Origin of the sequence: Vibrio sp. dhg (assembly GCF_003443775.1) — a bacterium.
GTDB classification, from domain to species: Bacteria; Pseudomonadota; Gammaproteobacteria; order Enterobacterales; family Vibrionaceae; genus Vibrio; species Vibrio natriegens.
The window spans coordinates 2995760-3019153 of the sequence record NZ_CP028943.1; the positions used below are offsets into that span (position 1 = coordinate 2995760).

General features: G+C 46.1%; 21 protein-coding genes. 4 read left to right on the top strand and 17 right to left on the bottom strand.

The annotated features are described in order from the left end of the window. Nucleotides 1-133: 133 nt before the first annotated feature. The 7 genes from DBX26_RS13955 to nsrR form a co-directional block, all read right to left on the bottom strand. On the bottom strand, nucleotides 134-1345 hold the full coding sequence (locus DBX26_RS13955) for an aspartate aminotransferase family protein (protein WP_014233192.1): 1212 nt from the start codon (nucleotides 1343-1345) through the stop codon (nucleotides 134-136). Nucleotides 1346-1706: 361 nt separating this feature from the next. Beyond that, complete coding sequence (locus DBX26_RS13960) at nucleotides 1707-2294, bottom strand: aminodeoxychorismate/anthranilate synthase component II (protein WP_014233193.1); 588 nt, start codon at nucleotides 2292-2294, stop codon at nucleotides 1707-1709. A 218-nt stretch (nucleotides 2295-2512) separates the two neighbouring features. Next, on the bottom strand, nucleotides 2513-3529 hold the full coding sequence (trpS, locus tag DBX26_RS13965) for a tryptophan--tRNA ligase (RefSeq protein ID WP_014233194.1): 1017 nt from the start codon (nucleotides 3527-3529) through the stop codon (nucleotides 2513-2515). A gap of 114 nt (nucleotides 3530-3643) precedes the next feature. Further along, a complete protein-coding gene (locus DBX26_RS13970) occupies nucleotides 3644-4330 on the bottom strand; it encodes a phosphoglycolate phosphatase (RefSeq protein ID WP_118119525.1) in 687 nt (228 codons plus the stop codon). 92 nt (nucleotides 4331-4422) lie between these two features. After that, a complete protein-coding gene (gene rlmB, locus DBX26_RS13975) occupies nucleotides 4423-5166 on the bottom strand; it encodes a 23S rRNA (guanosine(2251)-2'-O)-methyltransferase RlmB (protein ID WP_014233196.1) in 744 nt (247 codons plus the stop codon). A 99-nt stretch (nucleotides 5167-5265) separates the two neighbouring features. Then, nucleotides 5266-7785, bottom strand: a complete 2520-nt coding sequence (rnr, locus tag DBX26_RS13980; protein ID WP_118119527.1) for a ribonuclease R — start codon at nucleotides 7783-7785, stop codon at nucleotides 5266-5268. 116 nt (nucleotides 7786-7901) lie between these two features. Continuing rightward, nucleotides 7902-8327: a nitric oxide-sensing transcriptional repressor NsrR gene (gene nsrR, locus DBX26_RS13985; protein WP_014233198.1), complete on the bottom strand. Its 426-nt coding sequence runs from the start codon at nucleotides 8325-8327 to the stop codon at nucleotides 7902-7904. A gap of 110 nt (nucleotides 8328-8437) precedes the next feature. Here nsrR and hmpA point away from each other — a divergent pair, with 110 nt between their 5' ends. Then, the gene (gene hmpA, locus DBX26_RS13990) at nucleotides 8438-9622 is read left to right on the top strand and encodes an NO-inducible flavohemoprotein (protein WP_065297466.1); all 1185 of its coding nucleotides are present in this window, start codon (nucleotides 8438-8440) and stop codon (nucleotides 9620-9622) included. Between the two features lie 78 nt (nucleotides 9623-9700). Here the strand turns inward: hmpA and DBX26_RS13995 are convergent, their stop codons facing one another. Further along, complete coding sequence (locus tag DBX26_RS13995) at nucleotides 9701-10336, bottom strand: tetratricopeptide repeat protein (protein WP_118119528.1); 636 nt, start codon at nucleotides 10334-10336, stop codon at nucleotides 9701-9703. A 16-nt stretch (nucleotides 10337-10352) separates the two neighbouring features. On the opposite strand from DBX26_RS13995, the gene DBX26_RS25500 reads away from it, so the two are divergent. After that, complete coding sequence (locus tag DBX26_RS25500) at nucleotides 10353-10568, top strand: hypothetical protein (protein ID WP_065297467.1); 216 nt, start codon at nucleotides 10353-10355, stop codon at nucleotides 10566-10568. A 10-nt stretch (nucleotides 10569-10578) separates the two neighbouring features. Here the strand turns inward: DBX26_RS25500 and DBX26_RS14005 are convergent, their stop codons facing one another. Then, nucleotides 10579-11895, bottom strand: a complete 1317-nt coding sequence (locus DBX26_RS14005; protein ID WP_014233201.1) for an adenylosuccinate synthase — start codon at nucleotides 11893-11895, stop codon at nucleotides 10579-10581. 162 nt (nucleotides 11896-12057) lie between these two features. Between DBX26_RS14005 and DBX26_RS14010 the strand changes: the two genes are divergently transcribed. Next, the gene (locus DBX26_RS14010; protein ID WP_014233202.1) at nucleotides 12058-12243 is read left to right on the top strand and encodes a DUF2065 domain-containing protein; all 186 of its coding nucleotides are present in this window, start codon (nucleotides 12058-12060) and stop codon (nucleotides 12241-12243) included. Between the two features lie 74 nt (nucleotides 12244-12317). Here the strand turns inward: DBX26_RS14010 and hflC are convergent, their stop codons facing one another. From hflC to tsaE, 8 genes are all read right to left on the bottom strand, one after another. Next, complete coding sequence (gene hflC, locus DBX26_RS14015) at nucleotides 12318-13298, bottom strand: protease modulator HflC (protein ID WP_014233203.1); 981 nt, start codon at nucleotides 13296-13298, stop codon at nucleotides 12318-12320. Between the two features lie 2 nt (nucleotides 13299-13300). Beyond that, on the bottom strand, nucleotides 13301-14503 hold the full coding sequence (gene hflK / locus DBX26_RS14020; RefSeq protein ID WP_014233204.1) for an FtsH protease activity modulator HflK: 1203 nt from the start codon (nucleotides 14501-14503) through the stop codon (nucleotides 13301-13303). A gap of 45 nt (nucleotides 14504-14548) precedes the next feature. Then, nucleotides 14549-15838, bottom strand: coding sequence for a ribosome rescue GTPase HflX (gene hflX / locus DBX26_RS14025; protein WP_014233205.1), 1290 nt, complete (start codon nucleotides 15836-15838; stop codon nucleotides 14549-14551). Between the two features lie 38 nt (nucleotides 15839-15876). Further along, the gene (gene hfq, locus DBX26_RS14030) at nucleotides 15877-16140 is read right to left on the bottom strand and encodes an RNA chaperone Hfq (protein WP_014233206.1); all 264 of its coding nucleotides are present in this window, start codon (nucleotides 16138-16140) and stop codon (nucleotides 15877-15879) included. Between the two features lie 193 nt (nucleotides 16141-16333). After that, nucleotides 16334-17266, bottom strand: coding sequence for a tRNA (adenosine(37)-N6)-dimethylallyltransferase MiaA (gene miaA, locus DBX26_RS14035; protein WP_014233207.1), 933 nt, complete (start codon nucleotides 17264-17266; stop codon nucleotides 16334-16336). After that, complete coding sequence (gene mutL / locus DBX26_RS14040; RefSeq protein ID WP_118119529.1) at nucleotides 17263-19293, bottom strand: DNA mismatch repair endonuclease MutL; 2031 nt, start codon at nucleotides 19291-19293, stop codon at nucleotides 17263-17265. Before mutL ends, miaA begins: the two co-directional genes overlap by 4 nt. 17 nt (nucleotides 19294-19310) lie before the next feature. Further along, on the bottom strand, nucleotides 19311-21026 hold the full coding sequence (locus DBX26_RS14045) for an N-acetylmuramoyl-L-alanine amidase (RefSeq protein ID WP_118119530.1): 1716 nt from the start codon (nucleotides 21024-21026) through the stop codon (nucleotides 19311-19313). Then, nucleotides 21020-21484 (bottom strand): tRNA (adenosine(37)-N6)-threonylcarbamoyltransferase complex ATPase subunit type 1 TsaE, encoded by a 465-nt coding sequence (gene tsaE / locus DBX26_RS14050; RefSeq protein WP_014233210.1) that lies wholly within the window; start codon nucleotides 21482-21484, stop codon nucleotides 21020-21022. The genes DBX26_RS14045 and tsaE overlap by 7 nt, the downstream gene beginning before the upstream one ends. A 313-nt stretch (nucleotides 21485-21797) precedes the next feature. Between tsaE and queG the strand changes: the two genes are divergently transcribed. After that, complete coding sequence (queG, locus tag DBX26_RS14055; protein WP_118119533.1) at nucleotides 21798-22925, top strand: tRNA epoxyqueuosine(34) reductase QueG; 1128 nt, start codon at nucleotides 21798-21800, stop codon at nucleotides 22923-22925. Nucleotides 22926-23394 lie beyond the last annotated feature (469 nt).

The following is a 23394-nucleotide window of genomic DNA, read 5'->3' on the forward strand; positions in this document are numbered from 1 at the left end:
TTACTAAAGCCTTGAGTCGGTGCTGACTGGCTTAAATTATCCCGAGTTGAGGTTATTTATATTTTAGGAAAAACTCCCCCGTCAGAAATCCTTAACGGGGGTAAATACGTTGACGTTTATTCTGTTGTATCGCTTACACTAAAGTCGCGATCGCTTTATCCAGTTTCGCCAAACCTTCTTCAATTTCTTCTTGTGTAATAACCAGTGATGGTGTGAAACGCACGACGTTCGCGCCCGCAATCAGTACCAACAGGCCTTCTTTACCCGCAGCGACCAATACATCACGTGCGCGACCTTTCCATTCTTCGTTCAGTGCTGCACCTAGTAATAGGCCTTTACCACGAACTTCTGAGAAGATGTTGTATTTTGCGTTGATTGCTTCCAAGCCTTCACGGAACATTGCTTCACGCTCAAGAACGCCAGCCAATGTTTCAGGCTTAGTGACTTCGTTTACCACCGCTTCGGCTACTGCACATGCCAGTGGGTTACCACCGTAGGTTGAACCGTGAGTACCAACTTTAAGGTGCTCAGCCAGTTTTGCCGTTGTTAGCATTGCGCCGATAGGGAAACCGCCACCTAGAGATTTCGCTGTGCTTAGAATATCTGGTGTGATGCCAAGGCCTTGGTACGCGTAGAAATGACCTGTACGGCCGTTACCTGTTTGAACTTCATCAAAAATCAATAGTGCGTTGTGCTTGTCACACAGCTCACGTACTGCTTGAGCAAATTCTGGTGTTGGTGGCACGATACCGCCTTCACCTTGTAGTGGTTCCATCATCACTGCACAGGTACGGTCTGAAATGTGCGCCTGAAGCGCTTCAATGTCGTTGTATGGTAGGTGTGTTACGTCACCTGGCTTAGGACCAAAACCATCAGAGTAAGCTTCCTGACCGCCCACCGTTACCGTAAAGAACGTACGGCCGTGGAAGCCTTGTTTGAATGCGATGATTTCTGATTTTTCAGGACCATGTACATCGGCAGCGTAACGACGAGCCAGTTTTAGTGCCGCTTCGTTCGCTTCTGCGCCAGAGTTAGCAAAGAAAACACGCTCAGCAAAGCTCAATTCTGTCAGCGTTTTAGCCAGACGAAGAGCAGGCTCGTTAGTCATTACGTTACTTAGGTGCCAAAGCTTCTTGCCTTGCTCAGTTAACGCCTCTACCATCGCAGGGTGACAATGACCCAGACAGCTCACCGCAATACCACCAGCAAAGTCGATGTATTCATTACCTTCCTGATCCCAGATACGTGAACCTTCACCTTTCACCGGGATCATTTCCATTGGGTTATAACAAGGTACCATCACCTCATCGAATAAACCGCGCTCTACTTTAATTTCCGTTGTCATCGCACATTCCTTCTTAATACCGCATGCTTAGCAGATAAGCGAACTTAATCGGTTCCCTTTACCAGCAAATAATGTTTTGCATTTAAGCTATCGCGGCATTGTATTTACATTCAATTAACCATTTCAATAGTGATTTATTCTTTTTACATTGGCTCAAAACTGCCAATAATCACCACTCGTGATTATTTATGCATGAAGAAACAAAAATAGCGAAGATTTTTTTTATAAAAGGCTGGTAATACAGGAGCTAGAAGGGGAAAAAAGAAATGAATAAGGCGAGGCAGAATAGTGAAACGCATAGTTTTGCAATCCACTCATACCGCCTAAAAGATGAATTATTTGTTAAGAAAAGTGATCAAGATCAGATCAGTTCACGCGCTAGAAAGTTTGCCAGCAGTTCATGGCCCTGTTCTGTTTTGATAGATTCAGGATGAAATTGCACCGCATCAATGGGCAGAGTCTTGTGTTGGTAGCCCATGATTTCATCCATACTGCCGTCTGGCAGTTCTGTCCAGGCGGTCAATTCAAACACATCAGGCAATGTTCCATTCTCAACCACAAGAGAGTGGTAGCGCGTCACAGTAAGAGGATTATTGAGGTTTTTAAACACACTGCGGCCATTGTGACGTACCGGAGAGGTTTTGCCATGCATCACCTGTCGCGCACGTACCACGTTTCCACCAAAGGCCTGAGCAATGGCTTGATGCCCCAAACAGACACCCAGAATTGGCAGCTTACCAGCAAAGTGCTTAATCGCTTGTAACGAAATCCCTGCTTCGTTTGGCGTACAAGGACCAGGAGAGATGACTAAGTGAGTCGGATTAAGTGCTTCAATTCCCTGAATATCTATTTCGTCATTGCGCACTACCTTTACCTCTGCGCCAAGTTCGCAAAAATACTGATAAAGGTTATAAGTGAAAGAGTCGTAGTTATCGATGATCAACAACATAAGGTGTCGCTTGCTCCCAATCCGTTTGGCATTACCGTCTCAACCACACTTTTGTGATATATGGAGGGCGGTATTTTGCAACACCAAACCAGAAAGGCAAGTTTTTACTGAATAAAAAGCCCGTATATACGCACACGCGAAGTCTATTCACGGTCAACAGATCAAAAAAAGCTCCGCATTACGGAGCTTTTTAGAAGACTGTGTACTTAACGCTATGACTATGGACGAGTCACAAAACCTACCGCTGCGTAAGCTTTCTTCAACGTCTCTGCTGCACGAGCCGATGCTTTTTCTGCACCTTGCTTCATCACTTCATCCATATAAGCACGATCGGCACGAATACGGTGGTATTCAGCCTGAATTGGCTCAAGCATAGCCACAACCGCTTCACCAACGTCTTTCTTGAACGGACCGTACATTTCTACACCTTTGTACTTCGCTTCGATTTCTTCAAAGCTCATACCTGTCGCCGCTGAGTACAAACCCATTAGGTTTGCGATACCCGCTTTACTCTCAATATCATGACGAATGCTTGGTGGTGTTTCTGTGTCTGTTTGCGCTTTGTTGATCTTCTTAATGATCGACTTAGGCTCTTCAAGCAGCGTGATAACGTTCTTACGGTTATCATCTGATTTAGACATCTTCTTCGTCGCGTCCTGAAGGCTCATTACGCGCGCATTTACCGTCGGGATATATGGCTCAGGAACCGTAAAGATTGGGCTCTCTGGCGAATAGATGTTGTTGAAACGCGTTGCAATATCACGTGCTAGCTCAAGGTGCTGCTTCTGGTCGCTGCCTACTGGCACCTGATGTGCGCCATAAAGCAGAATATCTGCTGCCATAAGCACTGGGTAATCAAACAAACCAACATTCACATCGTTCGCGTAGCGAGCTGATTTGTCTTTAAACTGAGTCATACGGCTCAGCTCACCCATCTGAGTGTAACAGTTAAGAAGCCAACCTAGTTGAGCATGCTCTGGTACGTGTGACTGAACGAATAGCGTGCTCTTCTTAGGGTCAACACCCACAGCCAGACAGATCGCCAGTGCATCCAGAGTTGCTTCATGTAGCGCTTTAGGGTCCTGACGAACCGTAATCGCATGAAGGTCTACTACACAATATTGGCAATCATAATCGTCTTGCATCTGGTGCCATTGACGTAGAGCACCCAAGTAGTTACCGATACTTAGTTCACCTGAAGGTTGAACACCACTCAATACAATGGGTTTGCTCATTAGAATGATTCCTTTGACTTCTTAATCTAATTAAATGAAAAACCGCGCACTTTTTGATGCACGGTTAGCTCAGTGTACTCATTAACAAGTATTTTGGAAGATTTTTTGTCGCGCTTATGCAGAAACGGCGACAACTTCCAATAATTCCGACATCTTGTCTGCGACAAAGTCCGGATTTGATGCAGAAATTGGCTCACCATGGTTGTAACCGTAAGTTAAACCAAATGAGGTACAGCCTGCGTTTTTCGCGGCAAGGATGTCGTTTTTCGAATCTCCTACCATTAACATTTCGCCCGGTTGAATCTTATGTTTTTCCATCAACCAGTTCAGTGCCACTGGGTTTGGTTTTTTCTCAGGGAAAGCATCACCGCCCAACACATCGACAAAGTAATCGGCAATGCCATGTTGCTCCAGGATATGCGGTACAAACTTAGAAGGTTTGTTCGTAACGACTGCAAGGGTAAAACCCGCCTGGTGCAACTCTGCCAGTGTCTCTTTTACTGTTGGGTAAAGGTGACTCAGTTTATGACCGCTCTGCTCGTAAAACTCATCAAACAGTTCTCGCGCTTCTGCACGTAGCTCTTCACTAAGTTCAGGGTTGATGGTCAGACTTTGACTCAAAGAGCGACCAATGAGTACATCTGCGCCATTCCCGACATAGTCACGAACTTGCTCTATTGATACCGATGGGTAACCAAGAGCCTGAACAGCCTGGTCTGCCGCGATGGCCAAATCGGGTACGCTATCAAGCAATGTACCGTCTAGGTCAAAGGCGATGAATTTTATAGATTGTTGAGTCATAACTTCCCTACGCATGAGCTAAAAATAACAAAGGATGGTTGCCCATCCTGAGTTTTGGTCATTGTCACTGACCTTTAAAATTGGTTCTACGCCTATTTTGAGGCTAGTCGCTGACGCACCGCTTCAAACAAACAGATGCCAGACGCAACCGACACATTCAGGCTTGATACACTACCTGCCATTGGGATTTTAATCAAATCATCGCAGGTTTCACGTGTCAAGCGGCGCATACCATCGCCTTCCGCGCCCATTACAATTGCCAGAGGCCCTGTCAGTTTCGCTTGGTAAATATCGTGTGTCGCTTCACCAGCAGTACCAACAAACCAGATGCCTTGCTCTTGCAGCGTACGCATCGTGCGAGCTAGGTTAGTTACACGAATCAGTGGCACCACTTCAGCTGCGCCACACGCGACCTTACTTACTGTCGCGTTCATCGGTGCCGAGCGATCTTTTGGCACTATAATAGCTGCTACGCCAGCAGCATCCGCATTACGCAGACACGCACCAAGATTGTGTGGATCAGTCACACCATCCAGCACAAGTAAAAGCGGTGATTCATGTTGCGCCAGAATCGCATCAATGTCATTTTCATTCAGCTGCTTTGCCGCTTTTACGCGTGCGATGATGCCTTGGTGGTTCGCACCTTGTGCTTTATCGTCCAAGGTCTTACGTGTCATTTGCTGAATGGAAACGCCACATACCTGTAAATCGTTCAGGATTGGCATTAAACGATCATCTTGGCGCCCTTTTAGCACGTACGCTTCGATAAATCGTTCTGGTTCACGTTCCAATACCGCTTTCACGGCATGAATACCGTAAATAAAATCGTTACTCATTATTTAACCTGTTGTTCTGATGACACCAATCGGAATCAATCTCATAAGTTGGTATCAGTGCCTTAGCCAGTCCAGCAACCACCAGACTGGCTATTCAGCCTACGACTCGTCTTGTTTCGAGCGTTTGGTTTTCTTTGGCTTACTGTGTGGCTTTTTCTTACTCGCTTTTCTTACTTTAGGCTTCTTTTTGCCTTCCGTTTCACCATTCCTAGTACCGCGCTTAGGACCATTGCGCTGGCCTCCTGCTGCACTTTCTTCCGGGCGTTTGGTCGGTTCAATTGCAGGAACGGCACGCACCGCACCACCTTCTTTCGATGAGGAACGTGTCGCTGCGCGTTTTTTCTCTTTCGCTTTACGTTTTGCTTCTGCCGCGCGCTTCTTCGCGGTCTTACCTTCGCCGCGTAGCTTACGACTTGTTTCGACCAATTCAAAGTCAATTTGTTTATCATTTAAGTTTACGGCTAACACTTTGACTTTTACCGCGTCACCTAAGCGATAGATATTGCCGAAGCTTTCACCGATAAGTCTTTGACCAATCGGATCAAACTGGTAGTAGTCATTTGCCAAGGTCGAAATGTGCACTAAACCATCAATATGCAGATCGGTTAGACGAACAAAGAAACCAAAACTGGTCACGTTAGCGATCACACCGTCTAACTCATCCCCAACATGGTCTTGCATGTACTCACATTTCAGCCAGTCGGCGACGTCGCGAGTTGCATCATCGGCTCGACGCTCAGTCATGGAGCATTGTTCACCATAGAAGTCCATGTCATCAAACGAGTAATGGTAGCCACCGGTTGGTGTCCAGCGATCTTGATTTCGGCCTTCGTGTTTGGCAATCAGATACTTGATAGCTCGGTGCAACAGCAAATCCGGGTAACGACGAATTGGCGAGGTGAAGTGAGCATATCGCTGTAGCGCCAGACCAAAGTGACCTGCATTGTCAGCGTTATACACCGCTTGTTTCATCGAGCGCAGCAACATGGTTTGAATCAACTCTTGATCTGGGCGATCGCCAACCTGGCTCATCAGATGCGCGTAATCGGTTGGTGATGGCTCCAGACCACCGCCAAGCTCTAAGCCAAGCTCAGCAAGGAAGTCACGGAAGCCCATCAGGCGTTCTTCCCCTGGCGTTTCATGGATACGGTATAGCGCAGGCTCTTTGGCTTTTTCCACCAGTGATGCCGACGCAATGTTCGCCATGATCATGCACTCTTCGATCAGTTTGTGAGCATCGTTACGTTCCACAGGTTCAATGCTTTCAATCTTGCGCTCAGCATTGAAGATGAACTTGGTTTCGACGGTTTCGAATTCAATCGCACCACGCTGCTCACGAGCTCCTTTCAGCACTTTGTACATGCTGTGCAGTTCTTCAAGATGCGGAACCAGCTCTTTGTAACGCTCACGTAGTTCTTCATCACCTTCCAAAATATGATGCACTTTGGTGTAAGTCAGACGAGCATGTGAGTTCATCACCGCTTCATAATGCTTGTAACCAGACAGCTTACCCGTTTCTGAAATAGTCATCTCACACACCATACACAAGCGATCCACTTGTGGGTTCAGCGAGCATAGACCATTAGAAAGCACTTCCGGCAACATTGGGACAACCTGAGATGGGAAGTAGACGGAGTTACCACGATTGATCGCTTCTTTGTCCAAAGCCGAATCCGGACGCACGTAGTAACTTACGTCAGCAATGGCAACCCAAAGACGCCAGCCACCGCTTTTCTTCTTCTCACAGAAAACCGCATCATCGAAGTCACGCGCGTCTTCACCATCAATCGTGACGAGTGGCAACTCGCGCAGATCAACACGACCTTCTTTAGCTTCTTCCGGAACTTCTTCCGTTAGGTTAGCGACTTGCTGATCAACACTTTCAGGCCACTCATGAGGAATTTGATGGGTACGAATCGCAATTTGAGTTTCCATACCCGGCGCCATGTTTTCGCCCAGAACTTCAACCACTTTGCCCATCATGCCGCGCGAACGTGAACCACGGTCGGTGATTTCAATCACCACGACGTTACCCATACGGGCACCCGCTTTGTGTTCATTCGGGATCAGAATATCCTGACTGATGCGCGAGTCATCAGGCACAACATACGAGTAACCGTATTCAAGGAAAAAGCGTCCGACGATTTGATCATTGCGCTCTTCAAGCACACGTACTAAGCGACCTTCACGTCGACCACGTTTGCTGTTGTCAGTTGGCTGAACCAGCACATAATCGCCATGAATAATGTTCTTCATCTGATGGTGTGGAAGTACAATATCATTATCCTTGCCGACACTGCCTTCTGGACGCACCCAGCCGTGACCGTCTTTATGGCCGATCACGTAACCTTTCACCATTTCCAGCTTTTCAGGTAATGCGTAGCACTGACGACGAGTGAACACTAGCTGACCATCTCGTTCCATCGCACGTAAACGACGACGCAACCCTTCGTATTGCTCTTCGCCTTCTAGCTTTAGCGCTTCAAACAGGTCATTGCGGTTCATTGGAACGCCTGCTTGGGTTAAGAACTCGATAATGAACTCTCGGCTTGGAATTGGATTTTCGTAATTCTGGGATTCACGATCTGCGAATGGATCGTTTGGAATATTGTCTGACATAGGCACGCCTATCTAGCAAGGAAGGTATAGAGCTAGTATATCCGAGTCTCTCGATAAGCTACAGAATTGCTTTGAAAAAAGAACGATCGAGATCGGCACTAAACAGACAAGATAGTTTATGGACGCTCTAATAAGATCAAAAGCTCAGAATTGTCCCTGAGTAACTCTTCAATCGTGCAGTAATCCAATTCCGCTAAGAAAGCGCTTTTGGCTTTCGCTAACTTATCTTTCAGTCGACAGGCTGGCGTGATGTGACAAAAATCTGCGCTGCAGTTCACCAAATCTAACGGTTCCAAATCACGGACAACGCCACCAACCGTGATCTCAGCAGCAGGCTTCATCAGACGGATACCGCCATTTTTGCCACGTACAGTCTGTACATATCCCAATTGACCAAGTCGGTTAATCACCTTAACCATATGGTTACGTGATACACCAAATAAATCAGTCACTTCAGTGATATTTGTCAACTCATCCTTTGGCAATGAAGCCAGATAGATCAAGGTTCTCAGCGCGTAATCGGTGAAGCTGGTTAACTGCATATTGCTATCCTCTCTAATAGGAAAAGTGTAAATCTTTTCTTGATTGAAAGATACATTTGAGATACAACTTTAAACATGCATTATAAATACAACTTAAATTAGGAAGCCCCATGCTCAGCAATCAGACCATTGAAATCGTAAAAGCAACCGCACCACTTATCGCCGAAACAGGACCAAAACTGACCGCACATTTTTATGATCGTATGTTTACTCACAACCCTGAGTTAAAAGACATTTTTAACATGAGCAACCAGCGCAATGGTGATCAGCGTGAAGCGTTATTTAATGCTATCTGTGCATACGCGGCGAATATTGAAAATTTACCGGCTCTGCTTGGTGCGGTAGAAAAAATTGCGCATAAACACACCAGCTTTTTGATCACAGCGGACCAATATCAAATTGTCGGTTCACATCTATTAGCGACCATTGACGAACTATTCAATCCGGGTCAGGAAGTATTGGATGCATGGGCAGAAGCTTATGGCGTGCTAGCCAATGTGTTCATTCAAAGAGAAGAGCAAATTTATCAGGCGAATGAAGCCTTGGAAGGTGGCTGGCGTGGATTACGTGAATTCGAACTTGTCACGAAACAAGCAGAAAGCGAACACATCTGCAGTTTTGTGTTTAAACCAACAGATGGTCTTAACGTCGCAGCCTATAAACCAGGGCAATATGTGGGTATCTACATCAACAGCGATAAGTTTGATAACCAAGAGATCCGCCAATACAGCCTCTCTTCTGCGGCACAAGAGAACACGTACCGCATCTCGGTTAAACGTGAACAAGACGGTAAGGTATCCAACTATCTGCACGATGAGCTTAACGTTGGTGATAAAGTAAAACTGGTCGCTCCGGCGGGTGACTTCTTCATGGACGTAGAATCGGACACTCCTGTCGTACTGCTCTCTGCTGGCGTAGGCTTAACGCCGACACTTTCTATGCTGGAGAGCTTGTCTGCGCATCAGGCGCCAGTAACTTGGGTACACGCGACGGAAAATGGTCAACAGCATGCCTTTAAGCAGCATGTGAACCAAATTGTCAGCTCACAAGATAACGTCAATGCGCTTGTCTGGTATAACCAACCGACAGCCGAAGATAAACTTGGTGAAGATTACCACTTCACTGGTTTCGTCAACCTGAAGGAAATTGAAGCTGCGCTTAAGCAAACCAATGTTCAGATTTATTTCTGCGGTCCTGTTGGGTTTATGCAGTATGTCGCCAAGCAGCTGATCGATCTTGGCGTTCCGCAAGAACAGTTCCATTACGAGTGCTTTGGTCCACACAAAGTCATTTAAGACCAAAAACCAAACCATATAAAAACAACAAAGCCCACATCAGTGGGCTTTGTTGTATGTATTCAATCGTGAGCAATTTTACCAGAAAGTATCTCGCCGCTTAGCTCGAGCGATAATATTTTCAGGCATACGCTGCTCAAGGCCATTTCGTAAAATAGTAATCCGTTTGTGCTGGCGTTTATCGGCCGTTACCGAGTTATACAACCAGCGGTAAGCATCTTCATAGTCCAGAGGGCTGCCGTAATCACGCAGGAGCAACTCCGCAAGTTGAATGCGTGCATTGAGGTTCCCCATGGATGCCGCTTCGCGCAGATAAGGGATCGCTCGCTCTTTGTCCTGCTGAACCAGAGTACCAAGAGAGTAATAGCGCCCTATTTGTTCTAGCGCGGCTGGTAATCCTTGCTGGGCGGCATTCTCCATATAGTAGAGCCCAAGTTCCACATCTTGTTCAACACAGACACCCCAAGCCAGCATATCGCCATACAAAAACTCATACGCAGGCAGGCTAATTCGAGTCGCGCGAGCAACAATGTCTTCCACCAACTGGCAGTTGTCAGCGCGCACACGCTGTAAGTGCTTATTCTGCTCAATAAGCGTTATCAGTTCTGCTTCGGTGTAAATGGGAACAGGCGCTCCAACATCAGAGGCACTTGCCCGAGATGCAACCGTCGCCAGCATCAGTAACAGTGAAGCAGCCACTGTTCGTAACTTCATAAACGTACTCTTCAAGGTGTCTGAGAAACAAAAAATCGCCAAAGGTTCTGCTCTGCTTGATAAGATTATCGGCAAACCTGCCCTGAGCTTTAGACAATTTTTGCCCCTCACCACCGAGAGACGGCAACAAGTTGCCACATTGAGACGCGTGTTCCACAACCGCAGCATTCCATTGCACAAAAGTATCAGACACAAAAAAGCCGACCTTAAGGTCGGCTTTCAAAATCTCTAACGAGTCGTCATTAAGATTCGAATGGGTGAACCTTGATGATAGTTTCGTTACGGTCAGGACCAGTTGAGACGATGTCTACTGGCACGCCTGTTAGCTCTTCGATACGCTTGATGTAGTCCAGAGCCGCTTTTGGCAGGTCTTCTAGTGCTTTAGCACCGAATGTGTTTTCAGACCAACCTGGCATTGTTTCGTAGATTGGCGTCGCTTTTTCAAATGCTTCAGCAGCCATTGGCGAAACTTCTAGTACAGAGCCATCTTCCATCTTGTAACCAGTACAGATTTTTAGCTCTTCTAGGCCATCTAGTACGTCTAGTTTGGTTAGACAGAAACCAGAGATAGAGTTGATTTGGATAGCACGACGCATTGCAACAGCATCAAACCAACCAGTACGACGTAAACGACCAGTTGTTGCACCAAACTCATGACCTACAGTACCTAGGTGCTTACCGATTGGGTCTTGCTTGTCTAGACCGTCGTATAATTCAGTCGGGAATGGACCAGAACCTACACGCGTACAGTAAGCTTTCGCGATACCAAGGATGTAACCAATGTGACGAGGACCAAAACCAGAACCTGCAGCAACACCACCAGCAGTCGTGTTAGAAGAAGTTACGTATGGGTATGTGCCATGGTCGATATCTAGTAGCGTACCTTGAGCACCTTCAAACATGATCTTGTCGCCGCGTTTACGAGCAGAGTCTAGCTCGTCAGTTACGTCGATAACCATTGAAGTTAGTAGCTCAGCGTAGCCTTTCGCTTCTTCCAGTACCGCTTCGTAGCTTACTGGTTCCGCTTTGTAGAAGTTTACTAGCTGGAAGTTGTGGTATTCCATAACTTCTTTTAGCTTCTCAGCAAATGCTTCCATATCGAATAGGTCGCCAACGCGTAGACCGCGACGAGCAACTTTATCTTCGTATGCTGGACCGATACCACGACCTGTTGTACCGATAGCTTTTTTACCGCGAGCGATTTCGCGAGCTTGGTCCATTGCAATATGGTATGGAAGAATTAGAGGACATGCTTCAGAAATGAAAAGACGTTCGCGTACTGGAATACCGCGCTCTTCAAGAGGTTTCATTTCTTTAAGTAGAGCTTCAGGTGATAGTACTACACCGTTACCGATAACACATTTTACGTTATCGCGAAGGATACCTGATGGAATTAAGTGAAGAACGGTTTTTTCACCGTCAATTACGAGAGTGTGGCCTGCATTGTGACCGCCTTGGTAGCGTACCACGTACTTTGCATCTTCAGTTAAAAGGTCTACGATTTTACCTTTACCTTCGTCACCCCATTGGGTGCCTAGAACGACTACGTTATTTCCCATCTTTCCAAGTCTGATTGCTAGTTAAAAATGGATTCTAGCACCGAATCGGACTTCTTGCAGTCATTTTTTGTTCACAGACTTAGAGCCGCAACGTAATCGAGCATTTCAGAAGCAACATATCACTGATAATATTTAGCTTTATAAATTGGTTTAGGAAGCTTTATGTCTGAGTCGATATGGCTGGCTGTAGGGCTAGTATTAATTGTTGAAGGGATTGGTCCGCTGGTAGCGCCGAATGGCTGGCGAAATATGGTCGCCCAACTCAGTGAGCAACCCAACAATCAGCTGCGTCGTATTGGCGGCTGTCTGGTTGTTGCTGGCGCTGTCATTGCTATCATGATGAGTTAACGACTCTCACCTTACATAACTACTAGATACAAAAAAGGCTCCTGATGGAGCCTTTTGAATACTAGAGGGAAGCTTTATTCAGCTTTTACACCTTTAGAATTATTCATGTACTGGAAGAAGTCACTCTTCGGATCCAGAACAAGGATATCGTTCTTAGAGCTGAACGACTTCTCGTAGGCTCTTAGTGAACGTAGGAAGCTGAAGAACTCAGGATCCTTGTTGTAAGCATTAGAGTAAATCTTCGCTGCTTCTGCATCCGCTCCACCTCGTGTAACACGAGCTGTTTTGTCGGCTTCAGCCAGAATTGTCGCAACTTCAAGCTCAGCTTGAGCACGGATAACTTCCGCTTTCTCACGGCCTTGAGAACGGTGTTTACGAGCTACCGACTCACGCTCTGCGCGCATACGACGGTAGATAGATTCACTGATCTCATCTGGCAGGTTGATTTTCTTCATTCGGAAATCAACTACGCGCACACCTAAGTCTTTCATCGCGCTTTCACGTGTGTCTTTCAACACGTTAGACATGATTAAGTCACGCTCACCATCGATTTCTAGTGCTTCACGAGCAGCTTCCGTCGTAACTTCATCACTGCTTGCATCTTCCGGTAGAACGTCGTTATTACGTGGGCCAGAAACGATTTGCTTGATTTCACGAGCACCGATTTCAGAACGAAGCACGTCAGTCACTTTACGTTCAAGAAGAGCTTCTGCCGTTAGCGAGTTACCGCCACCTGTTGCCAGGTAGTAACGTCCAAAATCTTCAATACGCCACTTCACGTAGGTATCAATGATAACGTCTTTTTTCTCAGACGTTACAAAACGGTCAGCACGGCCGTCCATTGTTTGGATACGTGCATCCAGAGTCTTCACACGATCAAACAATGGCATTTTGAAATGCAGACCCGGCTCGTAAATTCGAGTGATGTCGTTGTTGTCTTTCAGAACACGACCAAATCGAACGACGATACCGCGCTCACCTTCAGGAATCACAAACAGAGACATCAGCATCAATGCCAGTGCGATTACCAATACAGGGATCATTAACTTACGCATTCTTAGTATCTCCCTTGACGTGAACCAGTTGAACGAGACTGCGTGTTCGAGGTGTCTTCTTGTGTACGCTCAGACTCTAGTTGAATTTGATCGTAGGTTGAAGAAGACTTCGACTTACGTTTGGTGTCAGTTTGACCTTCTTGACCCGACAATTTATCAATCGGTAGGTAAAGCAGGTTACCGCTTGATTCAGAGTCAATCAGCACTTTAGAAGTACTTGTGTAAACTTCTTCCATCGCGTCGATGTACAGACGGTCACGAGTTACACCTGGAGCTGCTTGGTATTCTGGAAGTAGCTGTTCAAACTGTGCAACCTGACCAAGAGCTTCATTGGTAACACGTTCGCTGTAACCTTGCGCTTCTTTCTTCAAACGCTCAGCACGACCCGTTGCTTTTGGCAGAATCTCGTTTTTGTAAGCTTCTGCTTCACGGATGAAACGCTCTTCATCCTCTCGCGCTGCAATCGCGTCATCAAACGCATCTTTAACCTGCTCTGGCGGACGTGCAGACTGGAAGTTCACATCAACAAGCACAAGACCCATATCATAGCTATCCATGATTTGGTTCAGTGTCTCTTGAGTTGTTTGACGAATTTGCTGACGACCACTGGTTAGAATGCTATCCATCAGTGAGTCACCAATTACCGCACGTAGAGCAGAGTCCGTTGCCTGACGTAAACTGTCGTCAGCATTGGTTACTCGGTATAGGTATTTGTATGGGTCAGTAACGCGATACTGAACGTCCATGCCTACCGTCACAACGTTTTCATCTTTAGTCAGCATTAGACCAGATGCACGAAGTGAACGAATCGCCTGTACGTTAACCGCTTCATACTCATCAATAAAGCGAGGACGCCAGTTCAGACCTGGCTCTACGATACGATCGTATTTACCTAAACGCAGTACTACACCACGCTCTGCTTCACCGATGGTGTAAAAACCAGCGAAGAACCAAACAGCAACAGCAATCAGTGCAATCACACCAAAGCCAATTGCGCTGCCACCACCGCCGAGTGGAGAACCACCGCCGCCTTTTTTACCAAATTTGCCGCCCAGCTTCTGACTCAGTTTATTGAACACTTCATCTAAATCTGGCGGACCTTGATCTCGGCCACCAGGACGCTGGCCACCACGATTATTATTACCCCAAGGGTCGTTATCGCGGCCATCATTGCCGTTGTTATTTCCAGGCTCATTCCACGCCATTAGAAAGCTCCATCATTTGATATGACGTTATACTGTAGCAGTCCTTTAAGTGACTATAAAGCCAGTCAAAACTGCCCCTTCTCTTTTTTCAAGTCTAGACCAATCTACTTGCTGCATTCGAATATCGATCAACAAGTTACCTTCCTGGTCGTATTCTTCACGCTGAATACAATTCATTTGGAAGAATGTACTACGGAACCGTCCTTGATACTGTGGAGGAATACACAACTGATGCTCAACCATTTGTGACGCCAGACGTTCTGTCAGCGCTTCAAACAGGAGCTCGATGCCCATACCTTCCATTGCAGATACCCAGACCGAACGAGGTACGCCTTCCTCATCACGCTCTATACGCGGATTCTGCGATTCTAGATTGTCAATTTTGTTCATGACAACCAGACTCGGCACTTCGTGCGCGTCGATCTCTTCTAGTACTTCATGAACAGCTTGAATATTCTCACGAAAACGCTCATCACTGGCATCAACAACATGTAACAAAATGTCAGCTTCTTGCGTTTCTTGCAAGGTTGCTTTGAAGGCTGCAACTAAATCGTGAGGCAAATGTCGAATAAAACCAACGGTATCTGCAAGTATGGCAGGTCCCACGTCCGCTAACTCGATCTTACGTAATGTAGGGTCCAAAGTAGCAAACAACTGGTCTGCGGCATACACTCCCGCTTCGGTAATACGGTTAAACAGTGTCGACTTACCCGCGTTGGTGTAGCCCACGAGAGAAATCGTTGGGATTTCAGCTCGATTTCGGGCGCGACGCCCTTGTTCACGCTGCTTGGCCACTTTTTCTAAGCGGCGCAGGATGGCTTTGATTCTGTCACGCAATAAACGACGGTCGGTTTCCAACTGGGTTTCACCAGGACCACGTAGACCAATACCACCTTTCTGCCTTTCTAGGTGCGTCCAACCACGAATCAAACGAGTAGAGATATGACGAAGTTGAGCCAGCTCTACCTGTAGCTTACCTTCATGTGTTCGCGCTCGTTGAGCAAAGATATCGAGGATGAGACCAGTGCGATCGAGAACTCGACATTTGCACAGTGTTTCGAGGTTACGTTCTTGGGCAGGAGAGAGGGAGTGATTAAAAATCACAATTTCAGCGCCAGTTAATTGTACTGCTGTAGCAATTTCCTGAGCCTTACCCTCTCCGACATAGTATTTCGGGTGTGGGGATTGACGACTACCAGTTACCACTTGTAGCGTCTCTACCCCAGCAGAAGAAACCAGCATTTCGAACTCAGCCAGATCTTCCCATTCACCTTCTTGCGTGAAGTTGATATGAACAAGTACGGCTCGCTCACCGGATTCATAACGGTCAAACAAGCAATCAACTCCTTACTTTAAAAATATTCGATGAAGAATTAATCTTCAGATTTCTCTTGTGGACGATCACCTTGGGTACGTTCACCGCTGTGGTGGCTCACTGGACGAGCCGGCACAACTGTTGAGATCGCGTGCTTGTACACCATTTGGTTAACAGTGTTTTTCAAAAGAATCACGAATTGATCGAATGATTCGATCTGACCTTGTAGTTTAATACCATTCACAAGGTAGATAGACACTGGGATACGCTCACGACGTAGCGCGTTTAAGAATGGGTCTTGTAGAGATTGCCCCTTAGCCATTTTTATTTTCCTTATTTAATTTGTAGTTGTAATTATTTAGCTAGTGGTGCAATGCAAAAAGTACTGCTTTTGCATCTGAGCTAAACGAATCAAAATGCACTCTAAGTAATTAGCAGCATAGTCTAAAAACCGCCAACCACTGTTCCTTTCAGAGCGCGTTCACGCAAAAACGATCACATTATACACAGCTATCTCAATCAGATGCTATTGCTTCCGAAATGGTTTCGAGAGACTGTTCAATGTTATCACTATCCAACCAAGTTAAGTCATCCCAGCTGCGTAACCAGGTGATTTGACGCTTGGCCAATTGACGAGTCGCGCATACTCCGCGAAAAATGGCTTCTTCGCGAGTGCACTCCCCATCTAAATACTCCCACATCTGTCTATAACCGACGCAACGTATAGACGGAAGATCCGGGTGAAGATCTTTGCGAGCATATAATGCTTTCATTTCATCTTCGAAGCCCGCTTCCATCATTTTTTCGAAGCGCAGTTCAATGCGACGGTGAAGTTCTGCCCTATCCTTGGGAGCTATTGCAAACTGCTTGACCCGGTACGGAAGGCGTTCACCTTTCGTTTGAGTCAACTCAGTTAGAGTTTTACCTGAAATTCGAAAAACTTCCAATGCCCTAGATAAACGCTGGGGATCATTAGGATGAATTCGCTCCGCAGAGACAGGATCAATCTCTTTCAGTTCATCGTGCAACACCGACCAACCTTTAGTCAATGCTTCTTGTTCAATTTGCTGACGAATTTCAGGATTTGCAGCAGGAAGAGGTGATAAGCCTTCAAGTAATGCTTTGTAATAGAGCATTGTACCGCCAACAAGTAACGGAATTTTTCCTTCTGCAACAATATCATCCATAGCCTGTAACGCATCGCGACGGAAATCCGCTGCGGAGTATGACTCGCTAGGATCCAAAATATCAATCAGGCGGTGAGGCGCTAAGCTAAGCTCACGTTCATCAGGCTTGGCAGTCCCGACATCCATTCCTTTGTAGATCAAAGCCGAATCGACGCTGATGATCTCAACCGGAAACTTCTGACGAAGTCTAATCGCGAGTTCTGTTTTACCTGATGCAGTTGGTCCCATTAAAAATAGAGCCAACGGTAGTTTTTCTGTCATGGTGTTAATTTGGCTATCGTGGCAGAGAAATCAACAGCAGATACAAACTGAGTATCTTCTAATGGCAATTGGCCATGCCTTAGCTGTTCAAGTTCCGCAATAATTTGAATGGCTTCGGAGAGAGTATAATTGCTTTTTACTGTCGTTACCCGCAAAGCAAGCCAATCGATCAGTGCAGAAAGCATTTGAGTGGCAGTCTTCTCACCCTTCACCCACGTTTGCGCGTAAGATAACAGATCTGGTACCAAATTTTGTAAGTTTTGTTGACGCAATGGTGCTGGTACGCCCATGACCATCAATGCTTTGTCATTTCTGGCTTTAAGCTGTATACCGAGCTGAGCGAAATCTTGTTGGTAATCCTCTGCTAACCTGACTAACTCTGCGTCCAACTTTAACGACAAAGGTACGAGTAAAGGTTGTGCTTTTAATGCGCCTTCACTTGGCGTTAGCTGCCCCTTGACTCGATAAAATTCCGCGCGTGGTAATGAAACCAATGCCACGCCACTGTCACTGCTCATCAGGACAAACTGCTCATCCACCACAGCGAGTGCTTTACCTAATGCCGTCACTTGAGGCAAAGGTGCTTGCTCTCTCGATGTAGCGACAACCGCATTTTCGATCGGCTTAGGTTCGAAGTCTGGCGTTTTCAAAAGCTCATGATAAGCACGAACTTCTTGTTTACTCGGAGCGGGTTCCGCATTACGCTCTTTGCTCTGAGTCGGCTTTGGAGCGGGCTTAGATTCAATCCAGTCCGAACGATGATAAGAATCTGACTGACGAGCCTCTCGCACTGACGACTCTGAAGAAGAACGCTCTCGTGGTTTTGCCTCATAGTCGCTTCGTCCCGGATAAGCCGGTGTTTTGTCTATCGCCTGATAAACTCGTTCAGGAACAGGAGAAGAGACCTTGTCTTCTTTAATCGAGGCTTCTGAAATCGAGGGTTCTGAGTCAACATCGCGTTCCTGAATCGGGGAAGACGGCTCAGCGTGATGAAAGGCAGATTCATTGACATGTGGCTGTTCAATGACCGCACTTTGTACCAGTGCATCGGTTAATGCCTGATAGATAAAGTCATGCACCAGTCGAGCCTGATGGAAACGCACTTCATGTTTGGCTGGGTGGACATTCACATCCACCTGATGCGGATCGAGTTCAATGAACAGCACGTATGCCGCAAACTGATCCGGCTTTAAGCTCATTTCGTAGCTCTGGCGGATAGCATGATTAATCAGCTTGTCACGCATCATGCGGCCATTCACATAGCAATACTGCAAATCACTTTGCTGCCGAGCACCATCTGGCGTTGTGATCCAACCATGCAGCTTCAGACCCTGATGCTCTAATTCAATACGGAGCATGTTACGGACAAAAGCATTACCGCATACGGCTGCAATGCGCTTTTCCGTTTGTAGTTGATTTTTTGCTGCGCGATATTGGCGGATAATTTTTCCGTTATGGCGCACAGTAATCGACACGTCAAACCGGCTCAGTGCGATACGCTTTAGCAGCTCATCAATATGGGAAAATTCCGTTTTCTCGGTACGAAGAAATTTACGACGTGCAGGGGTATTGAAGAAAAGGTCCAACACTTCTACCGTGGTACCAATAGGGTGTGCGGCAGGTTGCAGTTTGACCTGCATTTCGCGCCCTTCGGAATACGCACTCCACGCCTCTTCTTGCGCTGCGGGACGCGAGGTTAAGGTCAAGCGTGAGACTGAACTGATACTCGCGAGGGCCTCACCACGAAAGCCCAAACTCATGATCGCTTCTAAGTCATCCAAACTATGAATTTTGGATGTGGCATGACGACTTAATGCCAAGCCTAACTCATCTTTCGCAATCCCTTTACCGTTATCACGAACACGGATGAGCTTAGCTCCCCCTTTCTCGATATCGATATCGATGCGGGTAGCGCCGGAGTCGAGGCTGTTCTCAACCAACTCTTTGATGACAGAGGCAGGTCTTTCGACCACCTCCCCTGCTGCTATCTGGTTGGCGAGCCTGGCTGGCAGTATTTTAATCGTCATAACGCGTTAAAGATCACTTATTTATTTGGGATGATCAGCACTTGTCCTACCGCAAGTTCATCTGAACGTAAGTTATTCGCTTCACGAATACTTTGCACGCTCACGTCGTACTTCGATGCGATCTTACCAAGGTACTCACCTCGAGAGACTTTATGTTTACGGATCGGCTTGTCCTTCACCGCAACCGTCACCTTCAGTTTCTGACCTACCCACAGCGTATCTGATTTGAGATTGTTTTCGCGGCGAATATCAGAAACCTTCACTTTGTAATGGCTGGCAATCTTACCTAAAAATTCACCAGACTTAACGGTGTGAGTGATGGTTTCTGTCTCCACCGTGATCGGCTTGCTTGGCACGTTGATGTTACCAGCCGACGGAATTCTCAGTTTCTGGCCAATTCCTAACCCGCTCGATTTCAAGTTATTTTCAGCCATTATCGCTTTCGAGCTTGTCCCGTATTTATTCGCAATCACCGATAAAGATTCGCCGCGCTTCACAATATGCACCATCGGTTTCGATGAAGGTGAGAATACGGTGCCTTCTGGCGGGTTATCCTTTAGATACTTGACTACCGCCTTCGATATCGACTGTGCCAGTTTGTCTTGGTGTGCACGCTGGAACAATAATTTCTCTTCGGTCGGGTTTGAGATAAAGCCCGTTTCGACCAATACCGATGGGATCTGCGGAGAGCGTAATACCGCCAAGCTAGTGTTGATAGGTTTCGTGTTGTGCAAGTGAGCAACACGTCCCATTTCACCAAGGATTTCGGTCGCTAGCTTATAGCCTTCCTTCTGCGAATGACTGAACTGCAGATCCAGCAACGTTTGGTTGACGTTACGATCTTTGGTATTGCTGACAAATGCGTTACCCGATCCACCTAAAAGCTCAGACTGCCTCTCATGATTCTCAACCCAACGGGAAATTTCCGTATTCGCACGACGCGTGTTCAGTACGAATACCGAACCACCACGAGGTCGTGGAGAGGTAAACGCATCCGCGTGAATTGATATCAGCAAATGAGCATCATTCTCGCGAGCAATCGCGACACGTCGATTCAGGTTAACAAAATAGTCCCCACTGCGGGTCAGTCGAGTTTTGATGCCCGGTGTCGCATTCAACTGAGCAGCAATCTTACGAGAAATACTCAATACCGCGTCTTTTTCATACTTACGACGAGAAGGTCCAATTGATCCCGGATCTTCACCACCATGACCAGGGTCGATAACAATCAACACTTCCTGAGCACGCTGAACTGAGCTCATGTCTTTGCTGGTTGTGGTTTTTTCTTCTGACTTCGTTGCGGTTGTCGCCGTTTTTGTACCATGCGGAAGATCAATGACCAAACGGTGACCATATTGCCCACCTGGTGTCGGGCTCAGTTTGAATAGCTCAGCTTGAACGCTTTTTTTCAGCTCAAAAACGAGACGATAAGTGCCCGTTTCCGGAGGTGAGCTTTTTCGCACTCGCGTTAAAACAGGGCTATCAGAGACCGTCACCGGCAATTTGGCTTGCATGGTGGCGTCTTTCAAATCCACAACCAGTCTATCCGGTTCGGATAATGAGAAATAGGAGTAGTCCGCTTCCGAGCCTAAATCGATGACAACGCGAGTCTCATCTGGAGAAGGCCAAACTCGAAAGCTTTTAACGACGTTAGCAAATGCTAAACTGGGGATGATAAGGAGAAAAGTGGCGACAAACGTCGCCACTACTCTAAAATTTGAAAAACTCAACATAGCTCCAATCGACTGAGTAACTGCACACCATAATCATTATTCGCGATGAGTTCGGCGATACGGCCTTCACCTTGATAACGGATGTTCACATCAAGATCTGGCTCAGGCAGTAAGCCTTGCCCCTTTTCTGGCCACTCAACCAAACAAATCGCATCATCAGTGAAATAATCTCGAATCCCCATGAATTCTAACTCTTCAGGATCCGCAAGACGATATAGGTCAAAATGGTAAACTTGCCACTTATCCAATTGGTATGGTTCAACCAAGGTATAAGTTGGACTTTTTACATTTCCTTGATGCCCAAGAGCACGGACAAACCCACGACTGAAGGTTGTTTTACCTGCGCCCAAATCACCATGCAGATAAATTGTCGTTTGTTGAGAACAAAGCTGAGCCAGAGCGGTGCCCAGTGCTACCGTTTCATGCTCATCTTTTAAATTAAATTGTTTCGTGCTCATTGATGCTTCTCTAACTAATGATCGTTGACTATATAAAAATCAAAAGAACAGGAATAGTAAACTGTGTTGGTTTTGAGAGACAAGCTTTCAAATGTCATATATGCGAAAAAAGTAGCCACAAAACGGTATCTTATTTGTCAGCTCTCTACTTCTAGCCATATGAGTTTAGCTCTCCAATATAAGAAAGCAGCAGATAGCAAAAGGTTCCATTATAAATATCATTAAATAGCATACTTTTATAAGTGCGACTTTACGCTAGAACCAATACAAGAGATCCGTTAAGATCCGCCCCCCATTTATCTCGGTGGTAACCATGAACTACGAACAACTCGCACAGCAAATCAAAATTTGGGGAAAAGAACTCGGCTTTCAAAAAGTGGGGATCTGCGACGTTGACTTAAGTGAGCATGAGGCCGCACTGCAACAGTGGCTGGATGCCGGGTATCACGGTTCTATGGACTGGATGGCTCGACACGGCATGATGCGCGCGCGACCACATGAATTACTGCCCGGAACCATACGTGTTATCAGTGCGCGTATGGATTACCTACCGCCAGAAGCGCAATTCGCTTCAAACCTTGCCAATAAAAACCACGCCTACATCAGTCGTTATGCCCTAGGACGTGACTATCACAAACTCGTAAGAAAGCAGCTCAATAAGCTCGGTAAATTAATTGAAGAAGAAGTCGGTAAGTTTGGCTACCGCCCTTTTGTTGATTCCGCCCCGATATTAGAGCGACCACTGGCTCAAAAAGCTGGGCTAGGTTGGACCGGGAAACATTCTCTGATCTTGGATAAAGACTGTGGTTCTTGGTTCTTTCTGGGCGAGTTACTGATTGATTTGCCATTGCCGGTTGATAAACCAAGTGTCGATCAGTGTGGAAAATGCAAAGCGTGTATCACTTCATGTCCGACGCAAGCGATTGTAGACGACAAAGTGGTGGATGCACGACGTTGTATCTCCTACCTGACCATCGAGTTCGATGGCATCATTCCAGAAGAATTTCGAAAACCAATGGGGAACCGAATTTACGGCTGTGATGATTGCCAACTGGTGTGTCCATGGAACCGATATGCCGATATCACCGAACAAGAAGACTTTCACCGCCGTGATAGTTTTCAACACCCGGATTTAGTCGATATGTTTGGTTGGGATGAAGTCACCTTCTTAAAGAACATGGAAGGCTCCGCGATTCGCCGAATTGGTCACTTACAATGGCTGCGTAATATTGCTGTCGCACTTGGCAACGCAGAATACAGTCAACGTGTCATTGATGCACTTGTCTCTCGTCAGGGAGAAAGTGACTTACTCGATGAACATATTATCTGGGCATTGAATCAGCAGCTGAACCAAACTCCGGTCAATGAGACTGAGTCAGTTGAAACGAAGAAAAACCGTTTAATCAGGATTGTAGAGAAAGGCTTACCGAGAGATGCATAAGGCGTAGTCTATATGCAAAAGATTGAAATGCTTTTTTCATGCGCAATTCATGACCTCGTTCTCAATTTTGTAATGTGGAAAAAAATTTGAGATTAGATAAAAAAGAGGTAGGAAAAAAAAGTTAAACACAATCCCAGTAAATGACTAGGATCAAAAAAATACAATGTAATGATCGTATTTTAACAACCAAGATCTATGTAATTGTTCTTTTTTTCTTTATTTAACAACTAGTTAGAACAGAATTCAATCACAATTCAAACACTTAAAAAAGAAAAGATCTTCGTTTACTAACAAATAATGTCAAGCTAAAAACACTTTATCAACCAAGTTATCCACAGAACGCTGTATGTGGATAAGTCTGTTAATGAAAGATAGCAAAAACACTCGCATACCAGAGCACTATTGTGTCTGCCGATTCATATAATGTTTTCAGCACAAACGAAAACACCCGACATCATACAATGCGGAT